Origin of the sequence: Halogeometricum sp. S1BR25-6 (assembly GCF_031624495.1) — an archaeon.
GTDB classification, from domain to species: Archaea; Halobacteriota; Halobacteria; order Halobacteriales; family Haloferacaceae; genus Halogeometricum; species Halogeometricum salsisoli.
Window position 1 is genome coordinate 1,018,595 of sequence record NZ_JAMQOP010000001.1, and the last position, 23,721, is coordinate 1,042,315.

Consider the following 23,721-nt stretch of genomic DNA (forward strand, 5'->3'; position numbering starts at 1 on the left):
GACTCCTAACCCTCGGCGATGGTATCCGAGTCGGCCATCGCGACGGGCGCCGCGCTGATGGTCACGGCCAGCTTTCCGTTCTACCTCTACGGGGCGTGGATCATCATCGAGGCCGAGACGGTGACGTGGGACGTGCTCGTCCGCCACCTCAGCTTCATCGTCCCCGGACTCCTCCTCAACACGATACCCGTCGTCGTCTGGATGATTCCGCGCCTCTTCGTGCAACTCGGCGGCCTTTCGGCGCTCCACGCGGTGCTCGGACTCCAGGCGTACGCGATGCTCACGTTCGCGCTGACCGGCATCGTCCGTATCTTCCAAGCGAAGCGCAACGCCGACCTCTATCACAATCCCGACCAGGAGATAGACTTGGACGACCTGCACGAGAACATGGGCGCTTGGCGCGGCCGTCTCCGCATCGGCGTCGTCGGCTACGTGCTGTTCTGGATTCTGGCGTGGTTCCTCGGCGTCTACCAGTATCTCGCCTCGTACGTGTTCTGAGGCCCCGGTCGGCCGCTCCGCTCATCGTTCGCCGCTCACCACGCCTCGCCGCTGGCCAGGTCGACCTCCCCGTCGACTTTCGACGACGGGCAGACGTCTTCGAGGACGCACGCCTCGCAGTCGGGGTTGCGGGCGGTGCAGACGGCGCGGCCGTGGCTGATGAACAGGTGCGTGAGCTGTTGCCAGTCCTCCTCGGGGACGACGGGCATGAGGTCCTCCTCTATCTTCTCGGGGCGCTCCTCCTCTGTGATTCCGAGTCGCCGCGAGAGCCGCTGGACGTGCGTGTCGACGACGATACCCTCCACCACGTCGTGACCGTGCTGGAGGACGACGTTCGCCGTCTTCCGGCCGACGCCCGCGAGGTCCGTCAGGTCGCTCATCGTGTCCGGCACCTCCCCGTCGTGTTTCTCCACGATGTCGGCGGCGGCCGACCGGATGTACTTCGCCTTGTTGTTGTAGTAGGTGATAGAGCCGATGTCGTCGGCGAGTTCCTCCTGGTCGGCCGCCGCGAACGCCTCGGCGGAGGGGTACTTCTCGAAGAGGTCGGCTGTCACCGAGTTCACCCGCTCGTCGGTGCACTGCGCCGACAACACCACGGCGACGAGCAGTTCCAAGCGGGTCGAGAAGTTCAGCGAGATGGTCGTGTCGGGGTACTCCTCGTAGAGGCGGTCGAGTATCTCCCGCACCTGCGCGTCGCGCGTATCGAGCGGCGTTCCCATACGCCGGCGATGGCGGCCCCCGGTGTTGAGTGGTTCGGGTTCGCGCCGCTCACAGGAGCGCTCGTCGCACCGCGTCGAGAAACCGCTCCCGCGTGACGGGTTTGACCAAGTAGGCGGTGACGTCGTCCTCGCAGACGTGCGCGTCGGGTTGGTAGGCGCTGACGACGACGACGGGGCGGTCGCCGTCGAGACGGTTCAGCACCTCGGGTCCCGAGAGCGCCGGCAGCCGCCGGTCCAGGACGAGGGCGTCCACGTCGTCGTCGACGGCGGCCAGCGCCGCCTCGCCGTCGAGCGCCGTGCGGACGGCGACGTCCTCGCACCCGGCGAGCCACAACTCGTAGGTCCCCAGCAGGTCCTCGTCGTCCTCGACGACGAGAACCGTGCGCTCCTCCGATTTCGACCTCGACCTCGGCCCCCTCGCTCTGGCACCCATGTGGTGAACAAACGGCCGGTACGTTCAATAGCGTAGCGGTGTAGCCGGACCGGGATTCCTTATAGCTTCGAGGTCCTACGATGCGCTATGCACACGGGGCCTCCCGGAGGGGACGACGCCTCGGCCGAGCGAGTCATCTCCGAACCGGCGGAGATTCTCGAACGCGTCTCCGACGCGTTCTACGCTCTCGACGCCGAGTGGCGCTTCAGGTACGTCAACGAGCGAGCCACGGAACTGCTCGGTCGTTCCGAGGAGGACCTGCTCGGGCGCTCGGTCTGGGAGACCTTCCCGGAGGCGGCCGAGACGGCGCTCTGGACGGAGTACCACGAGGCGATGCAGACGCAGGACTCGACCAACTTCGAGATATACTACGAGTCGCTCGGGGGATGGTTCGAGGTGAACGCCCACCCTTCCGAGACGGGGCTGTCCGTCTACTTCCGGGACGTCACCGCCGAGAAGGAGCGCGAGCGGCGGTTGGCCGAGACGCGACGGCGCTACCGGACGCTCGTCGACAACTTTCCCAACGGATCGGTCACCCTCTTCGACCACGACCTGCGGCTTCTCGTCACCGGGGGGGACATCGACAAACTGGACGGCGTTCGGCCCGATCGACTGGTGGCGTTCGAGAGCGACGAACTGGCTGGAGAGCGGCTCTCCGAGGTGGTCTATCCGGAGGCGTTCGAGGAGATAGAGCCGCACTACCGCGCCACCCTCGAGGGGGAGACGCGGACGTTCCTGCTCCCCGTCGACGACCGGATACACCGCGTGCGGACGGTCCCGGTTCGGGGGGACGACGGCGACGTGCTCGCCGGTCTCGCCATCTCCCAGGACGTCACCGAGCGCTTCGAGAAGCAACGGGAACTGGAGACCCGCTCGCATCAACAGGAGGTCGTCGCCGAACTCGGGCGGTTGGCGCTGGAACATCCGCCCTTGGACGACCTGTTCGACCGGGCGACCGAGGCCGTCGCCGAGACGCTCGACAACGATTACTGTAAGGTGTTGGACCTCTCCGACGACGGTCGGGAACTGTTGCTCCGCTCCGGCATCGGCTGGAAGCCGGGACACGTCGGCGAGGCGTCCGTCGCCAACGACGAGAACACGCAGGCCGGTTACACCCTGCTCTCTGCGGACCCCGTCGTCGTCACCGACCTCGGGGCCGAGGCCCGCTTTTCCGGTCCGGACCTCCTCGTCGACCACGACGTCGTGAGCGGAATCAGCACGATAATCGGCCCCATCGACGACCCGTGGGGCATCCTCGGCACCCACGACACCGAGGAGCGGTCGTTCACGGAGTACGACGTGGACTTCGTCCAGAGCGTCGCCAACATCCTCGCGACGGCCATCGACCACCACGAGTTCGAGCGCGAGCGGCAGGCGCAGCGCGAGCAGTTGGCGGCGCTGAACGACCTGAACTCGCTCGTCCAGCAGATATCCGAGTCGGCGGTCAGACAGTCGAGTCGCGAGGAGATAGAGGGGCTCCTCTGCGAGACGGTGGCCGCCTCGGACTCCTACGTGTTCGCGTGGATCGGCGAGGCGGACGAGGAGACCGGAGAGGTCGTCTGTCGGTACGAGTCGGGCGTCGAGAACTACCTCTCGAACATCGAACTGTCGCTCGACGGTCCCGGCCGGGACGGGCCGACGGTGCAGGCGCTTCTCACGGGGGAGACGCAGGTCGTTCAGGACGTCGACGAGAGCGCGAATTACGCCTCGTGGCGCGGCCACGCGCGAGCGTACGGCTACCGGTCCTCGGCGGCCATCCCCATCGCGTTCGGCGAGGACCGGTACGGCGTTCTGAACGTCTACTCCGAGCGCCCCGGCGCGTTCGGAACGGAGGAGCGGACGGCGCTCTCGCGTCTCGGCACCATCGTCGGCCACGCGCTCCGGTCGGTCGAGCGGGACCGACAGCTCCGCGAGAGCGAGCGGCGGTACCGGACGCTCGCGGAGAACATCCCGAACGGCGCCGTCGCCCTCGTCGACACCGACCTCACCTACCTGCTCGCGGCGGGGTCGAACTTCGACGACGCGGATCTCGACCCCGCAGACGTCGAAGGCACGCACATCGACGACGTGACGTTCCTCCCGCGGCCGGTGCTCGAATCGGTGAACGACGCACTCAGAGCGGCGTTGGCGGGCGAGACGAGGACCGTCCGAGCCGAACTCGAGGACCGAGTCGTGGAGTTCCGCACGGTCCCCGTCCACGACGAGGGCGGCGAGGAGATTCGAGCCGCGATGATACTCTCACAGGACATCACCGAACGCGTCCGCCGCGAGGAGGATTTAGAACACGAACGAGAGCGCCTCGAACTGATGAACCGTCTCATCCGTCACAACCTCCTCAACAGTCTCAACGTGGTCGACGCGCGTTTGGAGTTCGTCGAGGAGAAAGTCGACGACAGCGTCGCGGAACACCTCGCGACGGCGCGCAAGCGGACCGACTCGATGATCGAACTCGTCCAGACGATTCGCTCGCTGATGAACGCCATCGTCGAGGCGGACGACGTCGCCTTGGAACCCGTCTCGCTCGACGAGTCCATCCGCGCCGAACTGGCGGCCACGCGGGAACTGTACCCGGACGCCGAACTCGTCTACGAGGGCCCGACCGGCGTGACCGTCGTGGCGAACGAACTGCTCGGGGAGGTGGTCGAGAACCTCCTCGTCAACGCCGTCCAGCACAACGACAAACCGATTCCGCGGGTGACCGTCGACGTCGACGTTGAGGAGGAGACGGTTGCGCTCGTGGTCGCGGACAACGGCCCCGGCGTCGACCCCGACCTCGAATCGCGCATCTTCGACAAGGGGACGAAGGGGTTCGAGAGTCCGGGCACCGGGTTCGGCCTCCACCTCGTCCGGGAAATCGTCGAGGCGTACGGCGGCGACGTCTCCGTGGAGAACCGACCCGAGGAGGGTGCGGTGTTCCGGGTGGTGCTCCCGCGGGCGTGGGAGGACCCAGAGGACACCGACGGAGAAGCCGATACCGACGCGGACGCCGACTCCGGTTCGGAATCCGAATCCGACTCAGAGTCCGAGGCGGGTAGTTAAGTCCCCGCCCGCGGAACCGACCCGGTATGGGAGACACTGACGCGCCCCCGTGGCGGGCCGCCCTCGGGACGGTCGCCGGTTACGGCGGGATACTCTTGCTCATGTTCGTCGTCCTGTTTCTCGTGCCGTACATCGTCGTCAGCGTGCTCTGAACGCCCGGCAGGGATGAAACGAAAATAGAACGCTCGTTCGAAGGGACCCGCAATCGGAATCGGAATCGACTACGCGAACGCGCGGGAGGCGTCGGCGTCGTCCTCGGCCTCGGCCTGAATCTTCTCCCACGCGGAGACGAAGTCGTTCATGTATATCTCCGTGCGGTCGTCGCGGATGGCGAACATCCCGGCCTCGGTGCAGATGGCTTTCACGTCGGCGCCGGAGGCGTCGTCTGCCATCTCGGCGAGTTGCGCGAAGTCGACGTCGTCGTCGACGTTCATGTTGCGCGTGTGGATTTGGAAGATGATCTCGCGACCCTCCGCGTTCGGCTTGGGCACCTCGATGAGGCGGTCGAAGCGACCCGGCCGGAGGATGGCGGGGTCGAGCATGTCGAAGCGGTTCGTCGCCGCGATGATGCGGATGTCGCCGCGTTCGTCGAAGCCGTCCATCTCCGAGAGGAGTTGCATCATCGTGCGCTGGACCTCGGCGTCGCCGGACGTCTTCGAGTCCGTGCGTTTCGAGGCGATGGCGTCTATCTCGTCGATGAAGAGCACGGCGGGTTCGTTCTCGCGGGCGACCTCGAAGAGGTCGCGGACGAGTTTCGCCCCCTCGCCGATGAACTTGTGGACGAGTTCGGAGCCGGCCATCTTGATGAACGTCGCGTCGGTTTGGTTGGCGACGGCCTTCGCCAGCATCGTCTTCCCGGTGCCCGGCGGGCCGTAGAGGAGAACGCCCGACGGGGGCTGGATGCCGACCTTCTCGAACATCTCGGGGGATTTGAGCGGCATCTCGACGGTTTCGCGGACCTCGTTCATCTGCTCTTCGAGGCCGCCGATGTCGGCGTACGTCACGTCGGGGCTGTGTTCGACCTGCATGACCCGAGCGCGCACGTCGGTCTCGTTGTCGAGTCGCTTGACGATAGAGAGGGAGTTGTTGACGGCGACGCGGGAGTCGGGTTCCAACTCCTCGCGCAGTTCGTCGGTGACTTCGGTGAGGGCCTCTTGGTTGTTGCCGTGCTGTTTGATGATGACGCCCTCGTCCGTAATCTCTTGGACGGTGGCGACGAACAGCGGCGACTGTTTGAGCTTCTTGTTCTCGTGCGTGAGTCGTTCCAACTTCTGCTGGTACTTGTTGTTCTCGGCGTTCGCGTCCAGCAGCTTGTCCCGCATCTCTTCGTTCTGGGACTCGAGGACGTCGAGGCGCTCTTGGAGCGCCTGAATTTTCTCCTGCTGCGACGCCGCGTCCTCCTCGTAGGGAAGGTCGACGTCGTCCACAGTGTCGGTCATCGTCTGCTGTAGGGTAGCGTTTCATAAGAGGCTTCGGGTAGCCGGCCTTTCTGACCATCTCGCGGCCGATATCGTTTCCTGTCGTCGTCCGTCGGTCCGGCCGCGCCCGGCCGCGCCCGGCCGCGGTCCGAGACGTCTGATTCGCTCAGGTAATAATTCGATACAGCAAATATTATCACCCTACATTCCCCAGCTATGAGTACGAATGAGCACCACCGAGGTAGTCGGAACGGACGAGGGGTCGAGCGACCGCTGGGAACCGATTCGCGAGATGCCGCCGAGCGCGAAACTCGTGGCGAAAGTGCTGGACTACGACGACACGCTGACGCAGAGCCAACTCGCCGAGGAGACGCTGCTGCCGCCGCGGACGGTCCGCTACGCTCTCTCGCGCCTGGAGGACGCGGGCGTCGTCGACTCGCGGTTCTCCTTCTCCGACGCCCGCAAGCGGCTCTACACGCTGAACATTTAAATCCGAACGCGGGACCAGTCCCGCCGTGACTCCCGCCCCGTCGCCCGGTTCGACCGCCGGGCATCCGTCCGGTCTCCGCGGCGCCCCGCGTCCGCCGAACGACCCCGCTCCGAGGTCGGACCGACCGGAGACGTCGGCGCCTTCTCCCGACGCCGTCCGCACCGCGCTCAGAGCGCTGGCGACCGGCGCTCCGTCGTCGCCGCGGCCGGCGTTCCGAGAGACGGTCGCCGAGGCCGAGGCGGCGACGGCGTCGGCCCTCGACGCCGCGGCGTTCCTCCGCGCGGGTCGTCTCCCCGAACTTGCCCGGGCCGTCGCCGACGCCGAGGCGGCCGCCCGGCGCGACGAGTTCGAAGGGGAGGCGCAGACGGCCGCGGCGGCGGGTAGACGGGCGCTTTCGACCCTCCGGCGACTCGATTCGGCCGTCGGACGAGCGTTCGGGTCCGACGGCGAGGACACCGGCGACCACTTCCGCTCCGGTCACGACATCGTTTTACCCCGGACCGACCAATCCGCGGACAGATGACACGGGTGATACACACCGGGGACACCCACGTGGGGTACCAGCAGTACCACTCGCCCGAACGACGTCAGGATTTCCTCGACGCCTTCGAGCGGGTGGTGGAGGACGCCGTCGAAGAGGGAGTGGACGCCGTCGTCCACGCGGGCGACCTGTTCCACGACCGGCGGCCGGAACTCCGCGACCTGCTGGGTACCATCGACGTCCTCAGAGAACTCGACGACGCGGACATCCCCTTTCTCGCCGTCGTCGGTAACCACGAGTCGACCCGCGGCGGGCAGTGGTTGGACCTCTTCGAGAGCCTCGGCCTCGCCGAACGCCTCGGCGCCGCCCCCCGACTCGTCGGCGACACGGCGTTCTACGGCCTCGACCACGTCCCGAAGTCGCGCCGCGACGAGTTGACCTACGACTTCGAACCGCGCGACGCCGCCCACGCTGCCCTCGTCGGGCACGGCCTGTTCACGCCCTTTGCGCACGCCGACTGGGACACCGAGACGGTGCTCGGGGAGTCGAACGTCGAGTTCGACGCCTTCCTCGTCGGCGACAACCACGCGCCGGGCACCGAACGGGTGCTGGAGACGTGGGTGACGTACTGCGGGTCGACCGAACGCGCCAGCGCCGCCGAGGAGGCGGCCCGCGGTTACAACCTCGTCGAATTCGGCGAGGAGGTGGACATCCGTCGGCGCTCGCTCGACACGCGGCCGTTCGCGTTCGTCTCCGTTGACCTCGCGGAGGGCGAGGGCGCCGACCGCGTCCGCGAGCAGATTCGCCAGCACGACGTGAGCGACGCCGTCGCCATCGTGGAGATAACCGGCGAGGGCGAACCGGTGACGCCCGCCTCCGTCGAGGAGTTTTTGAGCGAGCGAGGGGCGCTCGTCGCCCGCGTGACCGACCGCCGACAGACCGAGACCGAGTCGGAACTGAGCGTCTCGTTCGCGGACCCAGACGACGCGGTGCGCGAACGCGTGACCGACCTCGGCCTGTCGACGGCCGCCCGCGACGTGGAGGAGACGGTCCGGGCGAGCAAGACGGCCGACTCGAAGGTGCGCGAGGAGGTGAAGACCCGCGTCGACTCGCTGGTCGAGGACGGGGACCTCGCGGCGTTCTCGCCGGCCGAGAGCGGCGACGGAGGCGGGTCCGACGCCGACGCCGACACCGGGAGCGGAGCGGACGACGGTGCGGACGCAGACGCCGACGAGACCGACGCCGAGACCGCAGCGGACGAGGAGCGACCCCCCGAGAACGCGCCGGGGGCGGGCGCCGTTGAGGCGGGGTCGGGCGAGACGGACGGCGGGGAAGTCGCCGTCGAAGAAGCGGACGCGAACTCCGACGACGCGGAATCAGCCGAACCGGACGACCCGAGCGACGCGGAACCCGATGGCGAAAACGACGCCGCGTCCGACGCCGGCGCGGAGGAGGCGGCGGATGACTCGTCTGGCGGCCAGTTCACCATGGAGGACTTCTAAATGCGCTTCGACCGGATTCGACTGCAGAACTTCAAGCCCTACGCGGACACCGACCTCGACCTGACCGACGGCGTGACCGTCATCCACGGGCTGAACGGCAGCGGGAAGTCCTCGCTGCTCGAAGCGTGCTTCTTCGCGCTGTACGGCGCGCACGCGTTGGACGAGACGTTGGAGGACGTGATGACGACCGGCACCGAGGAGGCCGAAGTCGAGTTGTGGTTCACCCACGACGGCGCGTCCTACCACATCGACCGGCGCCTCCGGAAGTCCGGCGACCGGGTCCAGACCGCGAAATGCGTCCTCGAAGGCCCGGAGACGACCGTCGACGGCTCCCGCGACGTGCGCGGGTTCGTCACCGACCTCCTGCGGATGGACGCCGAGGCGTTCGTCAACTGCGCGTACGTCCGGCAAGGGGAAGTAAACAAACTCATCAACGCGACGCCCGCCCAGCGACAGGACACGATAGACGAACTGCTCCAACTCGGCAAACTGGAGGAGTACCGCGTCCGCGCGGGCAACGCCCGCCTCGGCGTCGAGGACGTGCTGACCGAACGGCGCGGCGGTCTCTCGAAGGTCGACTCACAGATAGAAGCCAAGGAGGACGCGGACCTCCACGCGCGGTTGAACGCCCTGGAGACCGAACTCGGCGAGGTCGACGCGAAGATACAGCGCTACGAGGAACAGCGCGAGAAGGCGGCGTCGACGCGCGAAGACGCCGAGGACGTCCTCGAAACCTACCGCGAGAAGCGCGCGGAACTGGACGACTTGGAGGAGGACATCGCCGACCTGCGCGAAACCGTCGAGGCCGACGAACGGACGCGCGAGTCGCTCCGGAGCGAGGTCGGCGAGGCGCGCGACCGGGTCGAGGAACTCCGCGCTCGCGTCGACGACCTGCGCTCTGCGGCGGACCTCGACGAGGCGACGGCGGACGCCCTCGCCGCTCGGCGCGAGAAACTCGACGCTCGGGAGGCGGAGACGCGCGAGGAACTGACCGACGCGCGCCAGCGCCGAACGATGCTGTCGAACCAGGCCGAGAAGCTCCGCGAACGCGCCGAGGAGTTCGAGTCGCGGGCGGCCGAGAAGCGCTCTCGGGCGAGCGAACTGGACGAGGCCGCCGCGGAGGCCGAAGACGAACTCGAATCGCGCAGGGACCGCCTCGACGAACTGGAGGACGAACTCGACGCCCTCGAAGGGGAGTTCGCGGACGCACCCGCCGAACTCGGCGAGGCGTCGGCGCACCGCGAGGAGATTCGAGAGACGCTGACCGACGTACGCGAGCGACTCACCGAGGCGAACGCCGAACTGGAGAACGTCCGCGACAGACTCGAGGAGGCGCGGGACCTCCGCGAGGCGGGCAAGTGCCCCGAGTGCGGCCAACCCGTCGAGGACTCCCCGCACGTCGACGCCATCGGCGAGTACGAGGCGCGCATCGAGGAGTTGGAGGCGACGCTCTCGGACCTCCGCGAGCGGCGCGAGGCGCTCGAATCGAAGGCCGACCGCGCCGAAGAACTCGTCGAGGCGGAGAACAGGGTCGGCGAACTCCGGAGCAGCCGAGACCTGTTCGAGGAGCGCATCGAGGACGCCGAAGCGGCCGTCGAGGAGCGCCGGACTGAGGCCGAGTCGCTGCGCGAGGCGGCCGACGAACTCGACGCGGAGGCCGAGGAGAAGCGCTCGGCGGCGTCGGCGCAGGCGGAGGCGGCCGAGGACGCAGCGGAGACAGTCGAGTCGCTCGAATCCGACCTGGAGACGGTCGCGGAGGCCGAGGAGCGACTCGACGCGCTGTCGGACCTCCGGTCGACGCTCGAAGAGACGGAGTCGGAAATCGAGCGGTTCGAGGAGCGGCGCGAGAACCTCGCCGACCTGAACGACGAGCGCCGGGAGCGCCTGGCCGAGAAACGGGAGCGTCGCTCCTCGCTCGCCGAGGAGGTCGACGAGTCGACGGTCGAGGAGGCCAGAGAGCGCAAGGAGAACGCGGCGGAGTACGTCGAACAGGTCGATGAGGAGCTGTCGGCTCTGAAAGAAGAGCGCGACGAACTTCAGAGCGACATCGGCGGCGTGAAGGGCGAACTCGCGCAGTTGGAGGAGCTCCGACAGGACCGCGAGGAACTGGCCGCGCGCGTCGACGCGCTCGAATCGCTCCACACGGAAATCGAGGAGTTGGAGGCCATGTACGGCGACCTGCGCGCGGACCTTCGGCAGCGCAACGTCGAGAGCCTCGAACGGATGCTGAACGAGACGTTCGACCTCGTCTACGGCAACGACGCCTACTCGCGCATCCGCCTCGACGGCGAGTACGAACTGACGGTGTTCCAGAAGGACGGCACCGCCCTGGACCCCGAACAGCTCTCGGGCGGCGAGCGGGCGCTGTTCAACCTCTCCTTGCGCTGCGCCATCTATCGCCTCCTCGCGGAGGGCATCGAGGGCGCCGCGCCGATGCCGCCGCTCATCCTCGACGAACCGACCGTCTTCCTCGACTCCGGGCACGTCTCGCGCCTCGTGGACCTCGTCGACGAGATGCGCGAGTTGGGCGTGCGACAGATCATCATCGTCAGCCACGACGAGGAACTGGTCGACGCGGCGGACGAACTCGTGACGGTGGAGAAGGACCCGACGAGCAACCGCTCGTCGGTGCGACAGGAGGACCCGGCGGCCCTCGCCGCCGCGGAGTCGCTGGCCGACGACTGAGGAAAGTGGATGGTGGACGGCGAGCGGCGAGTTCCGACGCGCCGGTCGCCGACTCGCTATTCGGCCGAGCGTCCGCCGCGGAGTTCCTCGACGGCTCGCTTCGTCGTCTCCGTCGCGGCGTAGCCGCGTTCGCCGTAGACGGTCGTCTCCTCGAGGAGGCCGGCCGCGCGGAACTCCCCGAGGAGGCCGTGGAGGTCGGACTCGCAGAGGTCGTAGGCGTCGAGCAACTCGACCACCGAGGCAGCCTCACGGTCGGCCAGTTCGACGAGCAGGCCCAGCGAACGCTCGTCGTGGACGGCCGTCATCAGTCGCCGTACGGGTTCGGAGACGGCGGCCGCCGCGGTTTCGAGCGGGGAGTCCCCCTCGAACGTCACATCCTCGTTCTCGACGTACCGCTCTTCGCCCGTCGCCGGGTCGCGGACGCGACTGGAGTCGCCGGAGCGTTTGACGAGCAGGTAGCGCTTGCCGTCGCCGTTGCGGACCGTCTGCATGGACGGCCGGAGGGCGGTGAAAGGAATAGGGGTTGCGCTCGGGTCGTCTCTCTTCCCCCTCGTCCCGTCCGCGGCGTCGGGTGTCACGCTCCCGTCGCTCCCGTCCGCTCGGAACTCGTGGTAGAAGGAGGGCGCCCGGCGTCCGTTCAGCTTACACGAACTCCTTCAGCGTGACCGTTCGAGTCGTCTCGACCCACGCGAGCGGGTTCTGCGGGTCGTAGAAGACGACCCCACCCTCGATGTCGTAGGACTCGACGTCGTCGAGTCCGTTCGCTTCGCCCGCCGTCGACTGCGCGGCAGGCGACCGATCCGTCCGCTTCGAGTTCGCGTGGTCGGTCATGGTAGTACAGCATGGTATGAGGTGACACACTAAATGTGTTGTGTATGCGCACCTTCTTTTTCTGACAGGTATTTTGCCGCTAACGATAGTCGCCGAGACCGGGGGTCCAACGGGGAAAAGCCGAGGTTTTTAGCCGGGAGTGCCGAACGAGTCGGCATGAAGCAGGCAGGGCTCACGGACGGCGATTGGGGCGGTGGCGGCGACGACGCCGACGGCGCGCGGCCGGAGGCCGAGGCCGCACACGTCGCGGGCGACGGGAGCCAGCACGTCTCGGACGTCGTCGACTCCGAGGAGATACGCTTTCCCGACGCCGACGGCACCGTCGAACTCGCCGTCACGCAGGTGGACTACACCGTCGAGGGGAACGGCGACCAGGAGTACCCGGTCGTCCACGTCTTCGGTCGCACGCGCGAGAACGAGACCGAGCACGTCCGCGTGCTCGGATTCGAGCCCTACTTCTACGCGCCGACCGACACGCTGGACGACGACCTCCTCGACAAGTCGGTCATCACGCGGACGGAGGACGGCTACGAGAGCATCCGCGGCGAGGAACTGACGAAAATCTGCACGCGCACGCCGCGGGACGTGGGCCGGATCCGCGACGAGTTCGACCACTACGAGGCGGACATCCTCTTTCCGAACCGCCTCCTCATCGACAAGGACATCCAGAGCGGCATCTGCGTCCCCGCGCGCCGCCTCGACGAGGACGGCACCGTCCAGGTGCCGCACGACGAAGTCGTCCCCATCGACGTCGACGCCGACCTGCGCGTGAATACCTTCGACATCGAGGTGGACGACCGCTCGGGGTTCCCCGAGGAGGGCGAAGAGCCCATCATCTGTCTCACCTCGCACGACTCCTACCGCGACGAGTACATCGCGTGGCTCTACAACGCCCCGGAGGCCGGCGACGGCGTCGCGGCGCCGACCGACCTCGGCGACTACGAACCGCTGGACGACGACACCGACGTGGAGATTCGCGCGTTCGACCGCGAGGGGGAGATGCTGGACGCGTTCGTCCGGTACATCGAGGAGACGGACCCGGACGTGCTCACCGGCTGGAACTTCGACGACTTCGACATGCCGTACTTCCTCGACCGACTGGAGGTCGTCGACCCCACCTCCGACTACGACCTCGACCCGGACCGCCTCTCCCGCGTCGGCGAGGTGTGGCGGAGCGGATGGGGCGGCCCCGACGTGAAGGGCCGCGTCGTCTTCGACCTGCTGTACGCCTACAAGCGCACGCAGTTCTCCGAGTTGGAGTCCTACCGACTGGACGCCGTCGGCGAACTCGAACTGGACGTGGGGAAGGAGCGCTACTCCGGGAGCATCGGCGACCTGTGGGAGCAGGACCCGAGACGGCTCTTGGAGTACAACGTCCGCGACGTGGAACTCTGCGTCGAGATAGACAGAAAGCAGGACGTCGTCGCCTTCTGGGACGAGGTGCGGACGTTCGTCGGCTGTAAGTTGGAGGACGCGACGACGCCCGGCGACACCGTCGACATCTACGTGCTGCACAAGGTCCACGGCGAGTTCGCCCTGCCGTCGAAGGGGCGACAGGACGCGGAAGAGTACGAGGGCGGCGCCGTCTTCGACCCCATCACGGGCGTCAAGGAGAACGTCACGGTGCTCGACCTGAAGTCGCTGTATCCGATGTGCATGGTGACGACCAACGCGTCGCCGGAGACGAAGGTCGACCCCGAGACGTACGAGGGCGACACGTTCCGCGCGCCCAACGGGACGCACTTCCGGAAGGAACCGGACGGCATCATCCGGGAGATGGTCGACGAACTCCTCGAAGAGCGAGAGGAGAAGAAACGCCTTCGCAACGAGAACGACCCCGGTAGCGCCGCCTACGAGCAGTTCGACCGCCAGCAGGGGGCGGTGAAGGTCATCATGAACTCGCTGTACGGCGTGCTGGGCTGGGACCGCTTCCGCCTGTACGACAAGGAGATGGGCGCCGCCGTCACGGCGACCGGTCGGGAGGTCATCGAGTTCACCCAGCGGACCGCCAACGAACTCGGACACTCCGTTGCATATGGTGACACTGATTCAGTCATGCTCGAACTCGGCCCGAACGTGTCGAAAGAGGAGGCCATCGAGCGCTCGTTCGACGTCGAGGAGCGAATCAACGACGCCTACGACGACTTCGCCCGCGACGAACTCGGCGTCGACCTAGAGGGAGGAGAGGAACACCGCTTCCAGATCGAGTTCGAGAAACTGTATCGGCGGTTCTTCCAGGCGGGCAAGAAGAAGCGCTACGCCGGGCACATCGTCTGGAAGGAGGGCAAGGACGTCGACGACATCGACATCACCGGCTTCGAGTACAAGCGCTCGGACATCGCGCAGGTGACCAAGGAGGTCCAGCGCGAGGTCATCGAGATGATCGTCTACGGGGAGTCCACCGACACCATCAAGGAGTACGTCCACGAGGTCATCGCCGACTTCCAGGAGGGGAACCTCCCGCTGGACGAGGTGGGGATTCCGGGCGGCATCGGCAAGCGACTCGACGCCTACGACACGCGAACCGCGCAGGTCCGCGGGTCGCTGTACGCCAACGCCTTCTTGGGGACGAACTTCGGGCGCGGGTCGAAGCCGAAGCGACTCTACTTGCGGAAAGTCCACCCTTCGTGGTTCCGTCGGATGGAAGAGGAGGAGGGGTTCGACCCCCAGCGAGACGACCTGTACGGGCAGTTCAAACGCGACCCGGACGTCATCTGCTTCGAGTACGAGGACCAACTCCCCGAGGCGTTCGAGGTGGACTGGGAGACGATGCTGGAGAAAACGCTGGAGGGTCCCATCGCCCGCATCATCGAAGCGCTCGGCATGTCGTGGGACGAGGTGAAGTCCGGTCAGCAGCAGACCGGGCTCGGTAGCTTCATGTGAGCGGCCCGCACGCCCCGGAGACGGGCGGAGACGGCCGGAACGTCGCTCGCCGGGGCTTACCGGATTCGAGGGACAGTCCAAACACGCCCTTTCTGAAAAACAAATAAATTTTCTCTCGCGTTAAGCGAGCGGTGGCGAATGCGTAACCATTATGCGTCGCAGTACCCTCGGTTCTCCTACGAGGCGACGAGACAACAATGGCTACACTCGAAATCAAGAACCTCCACGCGAAAGTCGCGGAGGAGGACGGTGAAACGATTCTTCGTGGCGTCAACCTGGAAGTCAAATCGGGCGAGATCCACGCGCTGATGGGTCCGAACGGCTCCGGGAAGTCGACCACCTCGAAGGTCATCGCGGGGCACCCCGCCTACGAGGTGACCGACGGCGAGATCCTCCTCCACCTGGAGGACGACGAGTTCGGCGACGAACTCGAGATTCCCGAGGACAAGCGCACGTGGAACCTCCTCGACCTGGAGCCGAACGAGCGCGCGGCGCTCGGCATCTTCCTCGGCTTCCAGTACCCCGCCGAGATCGAGGGCGTCACGATGACGAACTTCCTCCGCACGGCGCTGAACGCCAAACTCGAAGAGCGCGAGGAACTGTTCGAGGGTGACGAAGACGAGGAAGCCGACGACGAGGAGTCCGGCTACGAGACGTCGCCGATGGAAGGCCCCGCCGACGAGGGCGAGGTCGGGGTCGCCGAGTTCCAGCAGCTTCTGAAGGAGAAGATGGAGCTTCTGGACATGGACGAGAAGTTCGCCCAGCGCTACCTCAATGCCGGCTTCTCCGGCGGCGAGAAAAAGCAGAACGAGGTGCTGCAGGCAGCCATCCTCGAACCGTCCATCGCGGTCCTCGACGAGATCGACTCGGGGCTGGACATCGACCGCCTGCAGGACGTCTCGAACGGTATCAACGCCCTCCGCGACGAGCAGGGAACGGGCATCCTTCAGATCACCCACTACCAGCGCATCCTGGAGTACGTCGAACCCGACCACGTCCACATCATGCTCGACGGCGAGATCGCCAAGAGCGGCGACGCCTCGCTCGCAGAGCAGTTGGAGGACGAGGGGTACGACTGGGTCCGCGAGGACGTATACGGGACAGCCTAATAGGCGTCGAGCCCGCAACTACAACTAGACATCACTATGAGTTCAGATCAAAACCACCTCAAAGAAACCGACACGGAAGCCCGCTTCGAGTTCAAGAAAGAGCAGAACTCGTCGTTCCAGACCGAGAAGGGCCTGACCGAGGAGACCGTCCGCGTCATCTCCGAGGACAAAGACGAGCCCGAGTGGATGCTGCAGCGACGCCTCCGCGCGCTGGAGCAGTTCCAGAAGATGCCGATGCCGACCGACTGGCCCGGCCAGCCCGACCTCTCGGAGGTCGACGTCAACGAAATCGTCCCGTACATCCGCCCCGACGTGGAGACGCGCGGGAGCGTCGACGACTGGACGGACCTGCCGGACGACATCAAGGACACCTTCGACAAACTGGGCATCCCCGAGGCCGAGAAGAACGCGCTCTCGGGCGTCGGCGCCCAGTACGAGTCCGAAGTCGTCTACCAGAACATGCAGGAGCGCTGGCAGGACAAGGGCGTCGTCTTCATGAACATGGACCAGGCGGTCCAGGAACACGAAGACCTCGTCAAGGAGTACTTCATGACGAAGTGCGTCCCCCCGAGCGACAACAAGTTCGCGGCGCTCCACGGCGCCATCTGGTCGGGCGGGTCGTTCGTCTACGTCCCCGAGGACACGACGGTCGACATGCCCGTGCAGGCGTACTTCCGCATGAACTCCGAGGGGATGGGCCAGTTCGAGCACACGCTCATCATCGCCGAGGAGAACTCGGAAGTCCACTACATCGAAGGCTGCTCGGCGCCGAAGTACTCGGCGTTCAACCTCCACTCCGGCGGCGTCGAAGTGTTCGTCGGCGAGGACGCCCACGTGCAGTACTCGACCGTGCAGAACTGGTCGAAGAACACCTACAACCTCAACACCAAGCGCGCCATCGTCGAGAAGAACGGCCGAATGGAGTGGATTTCGGGGTCGATGGGCTCGAAGGCGACGATGCTGTACCCCGCGACCATCCTGAAGGGTCGCGGCGCCTCCGACAACCACATCACCATCGCCTTCGCCGGCGAGGGGCAGAACATCGACACCGGCGCGAAGGTCTACCACAATGCGCCGGACACGAAGTCGACCATCGAGTCCAAGTCCATCTCGAAGGACGGCGGCCGCACGAACTACCGCGGTCTCGTCCACATCTCCGAGGGCGCGCGCAACTCCTCGACGGCCGTGGAGTGCGACGCGCTGATGTTCGACAACGAGTCCACCTCGGACACGATGCCGTACATGGAGATCAACGAGTCCAGCGTCGACGTCGCCCACGAGGCGACCGTCGGTAAGATCGGCGACGAGGACATCTTCTATCTCCAGTCGCGCGGCCTCGACGACGACGACGCCAAGCAGATGATCGTCTCGGGCTTCATCGAGCCCATCACGGAGGAACTGCCCATCGAGTACGCGGTCGAACTCAACCGCCTCGTCGAACTGGAGATGGAGGGTAGCCTCGGGTAACATGAGCGCGCAGCTACCAGCCAGCCTCTCCGAGGAAACGGTCAGAGAGATATCGGACGGACGCGACGAGCCCGAGTGGCTCCTCGAGACCCGTCTGAGCGCGCTCGAAGCGCTCGAGACGGTCGACCTGCCGGACGTCATCCAGACGCCCGGCCGCCGGTGGACGGACCTCGAAGCGCTCGACTACGAGGAACTCGTCGACCCGCTGAACCAGTCCGACAAGACCGAACGCGTCACCGACGAGGGCGTCCACGTCCTCCCGTTCACCGAGGCGTTCGGCGAGTTCGGCGACGTCTTAGAGGAGAACTTCGGACAGACGCTCGACCCCGAATCGAACTACCTCACCGCGCTGTCGACGGCGCTGTTCACCACGGGTACGTTCATCTACGTACCCGAGGGCGTCGACGCCGAGGACGTGAAGGTCCGCGCGGAGATGAACTCGAAGTCGCTGTTCAGCCATACGCTGGTCGTCACCGAGGACTCCTCTTCGGTGACGATTCTCGAACGCATCGAGAGCGGTGACAGTACCGAGGGCGACCGGTACTTCTCGAACCTCGTCGAAATCACGACGGGCGAGAACTCCTACGTCCAGTACGGCTCGCTGCAGAACCTCGACGACGACACGTACCACTACACGCTCAAGCGCGGCGACACCGGCGTGTACGGTACCATCAACTGGATCGAGGGCAACATGGGTTCGCGGCTCACGCGCTCTGACGTCGAGACCGAACTCAACGGCGACTCCTCGGAGACGCAGATCGTCGGCGCGTTCTTCGGTCACGAGGACCAGCACCTCGACCTCAACGCCCGCGTCTGGCACCAGGCGGAGAACACGACCGCCGACCTCGTCACCCGCGGCGTCCTCGACGACGAGGCGCGCTCGGTGTACGAGGGCGTCCAGGACGTCGGCCGCGACGCCTGGAACACCTCCTCGTACCAGCGCGAGAACACGCTGATGCTCTCCGATGAGTCCGAGGCCGACGCCTCGCCGAAGCTCATCATCCACAACCACGACACCGAGGCCTCCCACTCCGCGACGGTGGGACAGGTCGACCGCGAGGACCTCTTCTACATGACCTCGCGGTCGGTGCCGGAACGGACCGCTCGCAACATGCTCGTGGAGGGCTTCTTCGTGCCCGTCCTCGACGAGATAGCGGTCGACGAGTTCCGAGAGGACCTCGAAGAACTCATCTCCGCGCGCCTGCGGTAAGGCGTTCTCTCCGCTTCTTTCTGCGGTCTCTCGCCGTTTTCGTCCGTTCGGAGCGACGGCGACGACCGAAGCGACCGCTCAGGGCCGACCCAGCGGCACTCGCTCGCCCTTCCGGTCGCCGCGGACCCACGCGTAGTCGCAGGCGTCCAGCGAGAACGTGCACTGGCCGTCCTCCACGTGGTACTCGCCGGGGCCGACGACGCGAGTGCTGGCGTCCGCGGGCGGTTGGAACTCGACGGTGACCTCGCGGGACTCGTCGGCGGTGTTGTGCGCGGTGAGGAGGACGGTGCTGCCCTTCGTGAGGCGGTGGACCCACACCTCCTTCGGCGGCACGTCGAGCACCGTGAGGTCGCCGGTTCCGATCTCGGAGCAGAGACGCCGGGCGTCCACGATGCGCTCGATGCGCCGGAGCAGGGAACCGGGGTCGACGATCTGGTCGGCGACGTTCACCGCGTCGTAGCCGAACTTCCCCTCGTCGGTCGCGGGGTTGACGAGTTCTTCGGGGTCGGCCGTCGAGAAGCCGCCGTTGGCGTTGTCGGACCACTGCATCGGCGTCCTGACGGCCTCGCGTTCCGGCAAGGAGAGGTTCGCGCCCATCCCTATCTCGTCGCCCGCGAGCAGCACGGGCGTGCCGGGCATCGAGAACATGAGGCTGTTGGCGAGGGCGATGCGGTCGTGGTCGCCGTCGTACAGGTCCGCGAGTCGGAGGCGGTGGCCGCGGCCGAATATCCACGAACTACCCTCTTCGTCGCCGAAGAACTGCCGACCGTGGTCCATCGCCTCCCACGGCAGTTTCAGGAGGTTCCACTCGTCGTGGTTGCGCAGGAAGTTCGCCCAGTGGCCCACGTGGGAGATGTCGGGGAGGACCTCCAGGGCGCGGTGAAGCGGCCAGGTGTCCTTCACGCCGACGCCGTAGACCAGGTGGGCGTTGAGAACGAAGTTGAACATCATATCGAAGGAGTCGCCGCCGCCGAAGTAGTACGCCAGTTCGTCCGGTTGGTCGTCGGCTTCGGCGAGGAGGACGGCCTCCTCGTTCTTCTCGTGCACCCGCGAGCGCATGCGTTTGAACAGGTCCATCGGGTCGTCCAGTTCGACGCCGTTGTGTCCCTTCGGCATCGTCATCGGGTGCGCGGCGTCGATGCGGAACCCGTCGACGCCCAGGTCGAGCCAGAACTCTAAGACCTCGAATATCTCCTCTTGGACGGCCGGATTCCCCACGTTGAGGTCGGGTTGGAAGCCGTAAAACTGATGGAAGTAGTGTTTCTCCGCCACCTCGTCGTACGTCCAGACGCCGTCCTCGTAGTCGGGGAAGATGTTCCCGCGCTTCTGGGCCTGTTCGAGGTCGCTGGTCCAGAGGTAGTAGTCGTGGTACTTCGAGTAGGGGTCGCGCCGGGCGCGCTTGAACCACGGGTGCTGGTCGGAGGTGTGGTTGAACACCATGTCGATGAGCACCCGGATGCCGCGTTCGTGCGCGCGTTCGAGGAGGTCCGCGAAGTCGCCGAGCGACCCGAGTTTCGAGTCGACGGCGTAGTAGTCGGAGACGTCGTAGCCGTTGTCCTGGATGGGACTCGGGTAGAACGGGCGGAGCCACAGACAGTCCACCCCCAACTGCTCGATGTAGCCGAGGCGGTCGATGAGGCCCCGCAGGTCCCCCCAGCCGTCGCCGTCGGAGTCGTTGAACGTTTTCACGTCGATGGAGTAGATTATCGCGTCGCGATACCAGTCAGGATTCGCCATACTGTCCCGTTCCGACGGCGGGTACGTCACTTTTGCCGTGGGTTCGGTCGTCGTCCGAGCAACGCGGTCGGGGGTCGCGGCGCCGTGCCGGGAGTCCGAAGACCACCCGTCCGAGCCGCGAGGACCGGAGGGAACCGCTTAAGTTGGTCACAACCCACGAACGCGTATGAACGTCAGAGTATCGCACGCGCCCGAGGTGACGGTATGAGCGTCGGTCGCCGCGTCACCTCAGACCACCAACTCGCCCGTCTCCTCCAGATCGGCATCGTCTTAGAGGAAGTGGTCGAGGCGCGGGCGCACCACCACTACCAATCGCTCGCGGACGACGAGCGCGAACTCGACGAGGAGATAGAGGAACTGCTCGAACACGCCGCCGAGGAGTCCGCGGAGCACCGCGACCGCTTGGAGGGAATCATCGCGGACCTCGACGCCGAGAGCATCCCCTTCGAGGACATCGAGACGCTCGTGGAGGCGCAGTACGGCAGCACCAAACCGGAAGACTTCGACGGCGTCCTCTACGACCAACTGTGCAACGAGGAGACGGCCTACAAGTTCTACGACGACCTCATCGACGCCATCGAGGCCAGCGAGGCGGAGTTCAGCGTCGACAGGGAGCATCTCGTCCGCCTGCTCACCGAGATTCGAGAGGAGGAGGCCGAAGGCGTCGAATCAGTGACCCGAATCATGGAGACGCGCGAATGAGCCGAACGCAGCGACGCGGAGGACATCGATGAACACCGCAGACCAGTACGTAAAGGCAATTTACCTCCTACAGGAGATGGAAGACGGCCCGGCAGCGACCGGCGCTCTCGCGGACATGCTCGACGTGAGTCCGGCGAGCGCGAACGAGATGATCGGCAAACTCGAAGAGCGCGGGCTCGCCGAACACGAGAAGTACAAGGGCGTCCGCCTCACCGACGAAGGTATCGTGCGCGCGCGCGACGCGCTCAAGACCTACTGCATCATCGAGCGGTTCCTCGCGAACGTCCTCGACGTCGAAGAGTTCCGCGGGGAGGCGCGCGAACTCGAACCCGTCATCGACGACATCGTCGCCGAGCGACTCGACACCATCATCGACCGCAACGACGAGTGCCCCGACTGCTTCGACCCCGAGACCGACGCCTGCTGTTACCTCGAAGTGGCCGAAGTCGAAGAACGCCCGGCCGACTAAACTCTATCGGACGGATTACCCGGATACGCGCGGCCTAATCCGGGAACGATGACGAAGCGTTAAGACGGTTCCCGCGAGAGACGCCGGTATGGTAGGAACGATCGGACGCCTCCTCCGACTCGCGGGCGTGGGACCCGGCGGTCGGACGGAGGTGACGGGGAGTCCCGAGTTCCCGTACGTCTGTCGCGGATGCGGGACCGCCTACGACGTCCAGTACCACGTCTGCCCCGAGTGCGGCGGCTTCTCCGTCGAGCGCTCCCCGAGTGTCAGCGTCGACGCGGGCTGACACCGGCGGACGACGGCGGGTCGAACCCGATGGCTTTTCAAAGCTCGCACGACGAGTAGCGACTGTAGTCCCGTGGTGGTGAGCGGTTCCCTCGGAATCGCGAGCGATACGGGGCGAGCGAAGCGAAGAGTCCCGTGGTGTAGTGGCCAATCATAATGGCCTTTGGAGCCATTGACGGCGGTTCGAATCCGCCCGGGACTACTTTTTGCGAGCGTCGGCGAGCAGTGGCAGTCGCGACGCGAATCGGAGAGCGGCGTGGAGCGTCGCGACCCCAGTTCGGTATCCGCCCGAGAGGACGCTATCCGAACGGGTCGTTCGACTACAAAAAAAGTCGAAGAAAGGGGTGCGGCCGCTCAGTCGCTTCTCGAGACGTCCCGTTCCGTCCGTTCTTCGAGGATGTCCGTCCGGAAGTAGGCGAGTTCGACCAGCGTGACGACGAGGCTGATTGCCACGACGGTGTAGAACACCGTGCGCTGGGTGTTAAACAGGTTGATCATCATCAGCGGCAGGAAGACGACGGTCCCAACGAGTCCGATGGCGGGCGGAATCGCGGAGACGTCCTCGTGGTCGCGTTGGGTGAGCGCGAGGTAGCTCATCCCGCCGAAGACGACGATGAACGTCAGCGACGCGAACGACGTGATGCCTTCGAGGCTCCCGACGACGGTGAACGCGGCGGTCAGCACGCCGAGCAGGAGGATGATGCGCTTCGGGAGCGCCCCCTCCTCGAACTCGTCGGGCGTCTCGGTGTCGAGGCGGGTGGGCAGCAGGTCGTTCTCGATGAGTCGGTCGGAGAACTGCGCGCTGGTGAACAGCGTCGCGTTGATGGCGCTGGCCGTGGAGAACAGCGCCGACAGCGAGATGATGAGGTGGCCCCAACTCCCGCCGAACTGGGAGGCGGCCGTCGCCAGCGCGACTTCGGGGTGCTGAGAGACCAGAGAGACGCCGACGATGCTGGTGGTGACGATGGCGACGCCGATGTAGATGAGCACCGCCGTCGGAATCGAGATGTAGATGGCGGTGGGGTTGGTGTCGCTGTGGTCCTTGATGGTCGCCTGCGAGTACATCAGGAGTTGCCAGCCCTGGAACGCGACGAACGACATCGCGGCGGCCATGATGGGTTCGAAGGTAATCCCTTCGATCGACCCGAGACCGGTCTGGATGCCGCCGTTGCCGGACCCGAACCAGAGTCCGAAGCCGACGAAGCCGACGAGGACGGCTATCTTGACGACGACCAGAACGATTTCGACCCAACCGGACTCCTCGACGCCGACGAGGTTGAGCGCGACGAAGATTCCGATGATAGCCAGCGATAGCAGGGGTCGCATCGGCAGTCCGAACAGTTGGTCGATACTGATGATGTCGACGAAGTAGCTCCCGAAGGCGTAGGCGTACATCGCCATCGACCCGACGTACCCGAACAGGAGCGTCCACCCCGCCATCCCGGCGAGCGTGGAACTGTCGGCGAACCACTCGAGGTACGTCGGCGACGCCCCTTCGGGGTCGCTCAGTTGGTTCAGTTTGATGTACGAGTAGCCGGCGCACAGTGCGACGAGACCGGCCAACACGAACGAGAGCCACGCGAGTTGCCCGGAGATGTTCACGACGACGCCGAGGACGGCGTAGATGCCGCCACCGATCATCCCGCCGAGGGCCATCGACACGGCCCCCGTGAGACCGAGGTCCCCCCCTTGGTTCCCGGCGGGATCGCCCGTTTGGTTCTCTGTAGACATGTATCCTCGATTGCGTTTGCAGACTTTTCAGC

Annotated in this window: 21 protein-coding genes and 1 tRNA gene; 15 read left to right on the forward strand and 7 right to left on the reverse strand. The window is 65.9% G+C overall.

What is annotated here, in order from left to right:
- The first annotated feature begins 18 nt into the window (after positions 1-18).
- On the forward strand, positions 19-498 hold the full coding sequence (locus NDI76_RS05350) for a DUF7321 family protein (protein ID WP_310922975.1): 480 nt from the start codon (positions 19-21) through the stop codon (positions 496-498).
- Between the two features lie 35 nt (positions 499-533).
- Here the strand turns inward: NDI76_RS05350 and nth are convergent, their stop codons facing one another.
- Positions 534-1,217: an endonuclease III gene (gene nth, locus NDI76_RS05355; RefSeq protein WP_310922976.1), complete on the reverse strand. Its 684-nt coding sequence runs from the start codon at positions 1,215-1,217 to the stop codon at positions 534-536.
- A 49-nt stretch (positions 1,218-1,266) separates the two neighbouring features.
- Positions 1,267-1,650 carry a response regulator gene (locus NDI76_RS05360; protein ID WP_310922977.1) on the reverse strand — a complete coding sequence of 128 codons (384 nt, stop codon included), beginning with the start codon at positions 1,648-1,650 and terminating at the stop codon, positions 1,267-1,269.
- A gap of 87 nt (positions 1,651-1,737) precedes the next feature.
- Between NDI76_RS05360 and NDI76_RS05365 the strand changes: the two genes are divergently transcribed.
- Entirely contained in the window at positions 1,738-4,689 is a 2,952-nt protein-coding gene (locus tag NDI76_RS05365; protein WP_310922978.1) for a PAS domain-containing protein, read from the forward strand.
- 26 nt (positions 4,690-4,715) lie between these two features.
- The gene (locus NDI76_RS05370) at positions 4,716-4,841 is read left to right on the forward strand and encodes a hypothetical protein (RefSeq protein ID WP_310922979.1); all 126 of its coding nucleotides are present in this window, start codon (positions 4,716-4,718) and stop codon (positions 4,839-4,841) included.
- A 69-nt stretch (positions 4,842-4,910) separates the two neighbouring features.
- Here NDI76_RS05370 and pan1 read toward each other — a convergent pair whose 3' ends face one another.
- Positions 4,911-6,128: a proteasome-activating nucleotidase Pan1 gene (gene pan1, locus NDI76_RS05375; RefSeq protein WP_310922980.1), complete on the reverse strand. Its 1,218-nt coding sequence runs from the start codon at positions 6,126-6,128 to the stop codon at positions 4,911-4,913.
- A gap of 205 nt (positions 6,129-6,333) precedes the next feature.
- Here pan1 and NDI76_RS05380 point away from each other — a divergent pair, with 205 nt between their 5' ends.
- From NDI76_RS05380 to rad50, 4 genes are read left to right on the forward strand one after another with little or no spacing between them, the layout of a single operon-like run.
- Positions 6,334-6,597: a winged helix-turn-helix domain-containing protein gene (locus NDI76_RS05380; RefSeq protein WP_310922981.1), complete on the forward strand. Its 264-nt coding sequence runs from the start codon at positions 6,334-6,336 to the stop codon at positions 6,595-6,597.
- Positions 6,598-6,622: 25 nt separating this feature from the next.
- Positions 6,623-7,120, forward strand: a complete 498-nt coding sequence (locus NDI76_RS05385; RefSeq protein WP_310922982.1) for a DUF7966 family protein — start codon at positions 6,623-6,625, stop codon at positions 7,118-7,120.
- Positions 7,117-8,580 carry a DNA double-strand break repair protein Mre11 gene (gene mre11, locus NDI76_RS05390; protein ID WP_310922983.1) on the forward strand — a complete coding sequence of 488 codons (1,464 nt, stop codon included), beginning with the start codon at positions 7,117-7,119 and terminating at the stop codon, positions 8,578-8,580. The genes NDI76_RS05385 and mre11 overlap by 4 nt, the downstream gene beginning before the upstream one ends.
- Entirely contained in the window at positions 8,581-11,265 is a 2,685-nt protein-coding gene (gene rad50 / locus NDI76_RS05395) for a DNA double-strand break repair ATPase Rad50 (protein ID WP_310922984.1), read from the forward strand.
- Between the two features lie 56 nt (positions 11,266-11,321).
- Here rad50 and NDI76_RS05400 read toward each other — a convergent pair whose 3' ends face one another.
- Together NDI76_RS05400 and NDI76_RS05405 are read right to left on the reverse strand one after the other, a co-directional pair.
- Positions 11,322-11,756: a DUF7346 family protein gene (locus NDI76_RS05400; protein ID WP_310922985.1), complete on the reverse strand. Its 435-nt coding sequence runs from the start codon at positions 11,754-11,756 to the stop codon at positions 11,322-11,324.
- Between the two features lie 151 nt (positions 11,757-11,907).
- Positions 11,908-12,096 carry a DUF7331 family protein gene (locus tag NDI76_RS05405; protein WP_310922986.1) on the reverse strand — a complete coding sequence of 63 codons (189 nt, stop codon included), beginning with the start codon at positions 12,094-12,096 and terminating at the stop codon, positions 11,908-11,910.
- A 156-nt stretch (positions 12,097-12,252) separates the two neighbouring features.
- Between NDI76_RS05405 and NDI76_RS05410 the strand changes: the two genes are divergently transcribed.
- From NDI76_RS05410 to sufD, 4 genes are all read left to right on the forward strand, one after another.
- A complete protein-coding gene (locus NDI76_RS05410) occupies positions 12,253-14,979 on the forward strand; it encodes a DNA-directed DNA polymerase (RefSeq protein ID WP_310922987.1) in 2,727 nt (908 codons plus the stop codon).
- A 197-nt stretch (positions 14,980-15,176) separates the two neighbouring features.
- The gene (locus tag NDI76_RS05415; RefSeq protein ID WP_310922988.1) at positions 15,177-16,088 is read left to right on the forward strand and encodes an ABC transporter ATP-binding protein; all 912 of its coding nucleotides are present in this window, start codon (positions 15,177-15,179) and stop codon (positions 16,086-16,088) included.
- Positions 16,089-16,124: 36 nt separating this feature from the next.
- Positions 16,125-17,555 carry a Fe-S cluster assembly protein SufB gene (sufB, locus tag NDI76_RS05420; RefSeq protein ID WP_310922989.1) on the forward strand — a complete coding sequence of 477 codons (1,431 nt, stop codon included), beginning with the start codon at positions 16,125-16,127 and terminating at the stop codon, positions 17,553-17,555.
- A gap of 1 nt (position 17,556) precedes the next feature.
- Complete coding sequence (gene sufD / locus NDI76_RS05425) at positions 17,557-18,765, forward strand: Fe-S cluster assembly protein SufD (RefSeq protein WP_310922990.1); 1,209 nt, start codon at positions 17,557-17,559, stop codon at positions 18,763-18,765.
- A gap of 78 nt (positions 18,766-18,843) precedes the next feature.
- On the opposite strand, the gene NDI76_RS05430 is transcribed toward sufD, so the two are convergent.
- On the reverse strand, positions 18,844-20,502 hold the full coding sequence (locus NDI76_RS05430; protein ID WP_310922991.1) for an alpha-amylase family protein: 1,659 nt from the start codon (positions 20,500-20,502) through the stop codon (positions 18,844-18,846).
- A 204-nt stretch (positions 20,503-20,706) separates the two neighbouring features.
- Here NDI76_RS05430 and NDI76_RS05435 point away from each other — a divergent pair, with 204 nt between their 5' ends.
- The 4 genes from NDI76_RS05435 to NDI76_RS05450 all read left to right on the forward strand — a co-directional run bounded on the left by NDI76_RS05435 (position 20,707) and on the right by NDI76_RS05450 (position 22,160).
- Entirely contained in the window at positions 20,707-21,204 is a 498-nt protein-coding gene (locus NDI76_RS05435) for a ferritin family protein (protein ID WP_310922992.1), read from the forward strand.
- Between the two features lie 28 nt (positions 21,205-21,232).
- Positions 21,233-21,673 (forward strand): metal-dependent transcriptional regulator, encoded by a 441-nt coding sequence (locus NDI76_RS05440; protein WP_310922993.1) that lies wholly within the window; start codon positions 21,233-21,235, stop codon positions 21,671-21,673.
- 88 nt (positions 21,674-21,761) lie between these two features.
- Positions 21,762-21,959 carry a hypothetical protein gene (locus NDI76_RS05445; protein ID WP_310922994.1) on the forward strand — a complete coding sequence of 66 codons (198 nt, stop codon included), beginning with the start codon at positions 21,762-21,764 and terminating at the stop codon, positions 21,957-21,959.
- Positions 21,960-22,087: 128 nt separating this feature from the next.
- A tRNA-Gln gene (locus NDI76_RS05450) sits at positions 22,088-22,160 on the forward strand.
- A 152-nt stretch (positions 22,161-22,312) separates the two neighbouring features.
- On the opposite strand, the gene NDI76_RS05455 is transcribed toward NDI76_RS05450, so the two are convergent.
- Positions 22,313-23,689, reverse strand: coding sequence for an APC family permease (locus NDI76_RS05455; RefSeq protein WP_310922995.1), 1,377 nt, complete (start codon positions 23,687-23,689; stop codon positions 22,313-22,315).
- Between the last annotated feature and the right edge of the window lie 32 nt (positions 23,690-23,721).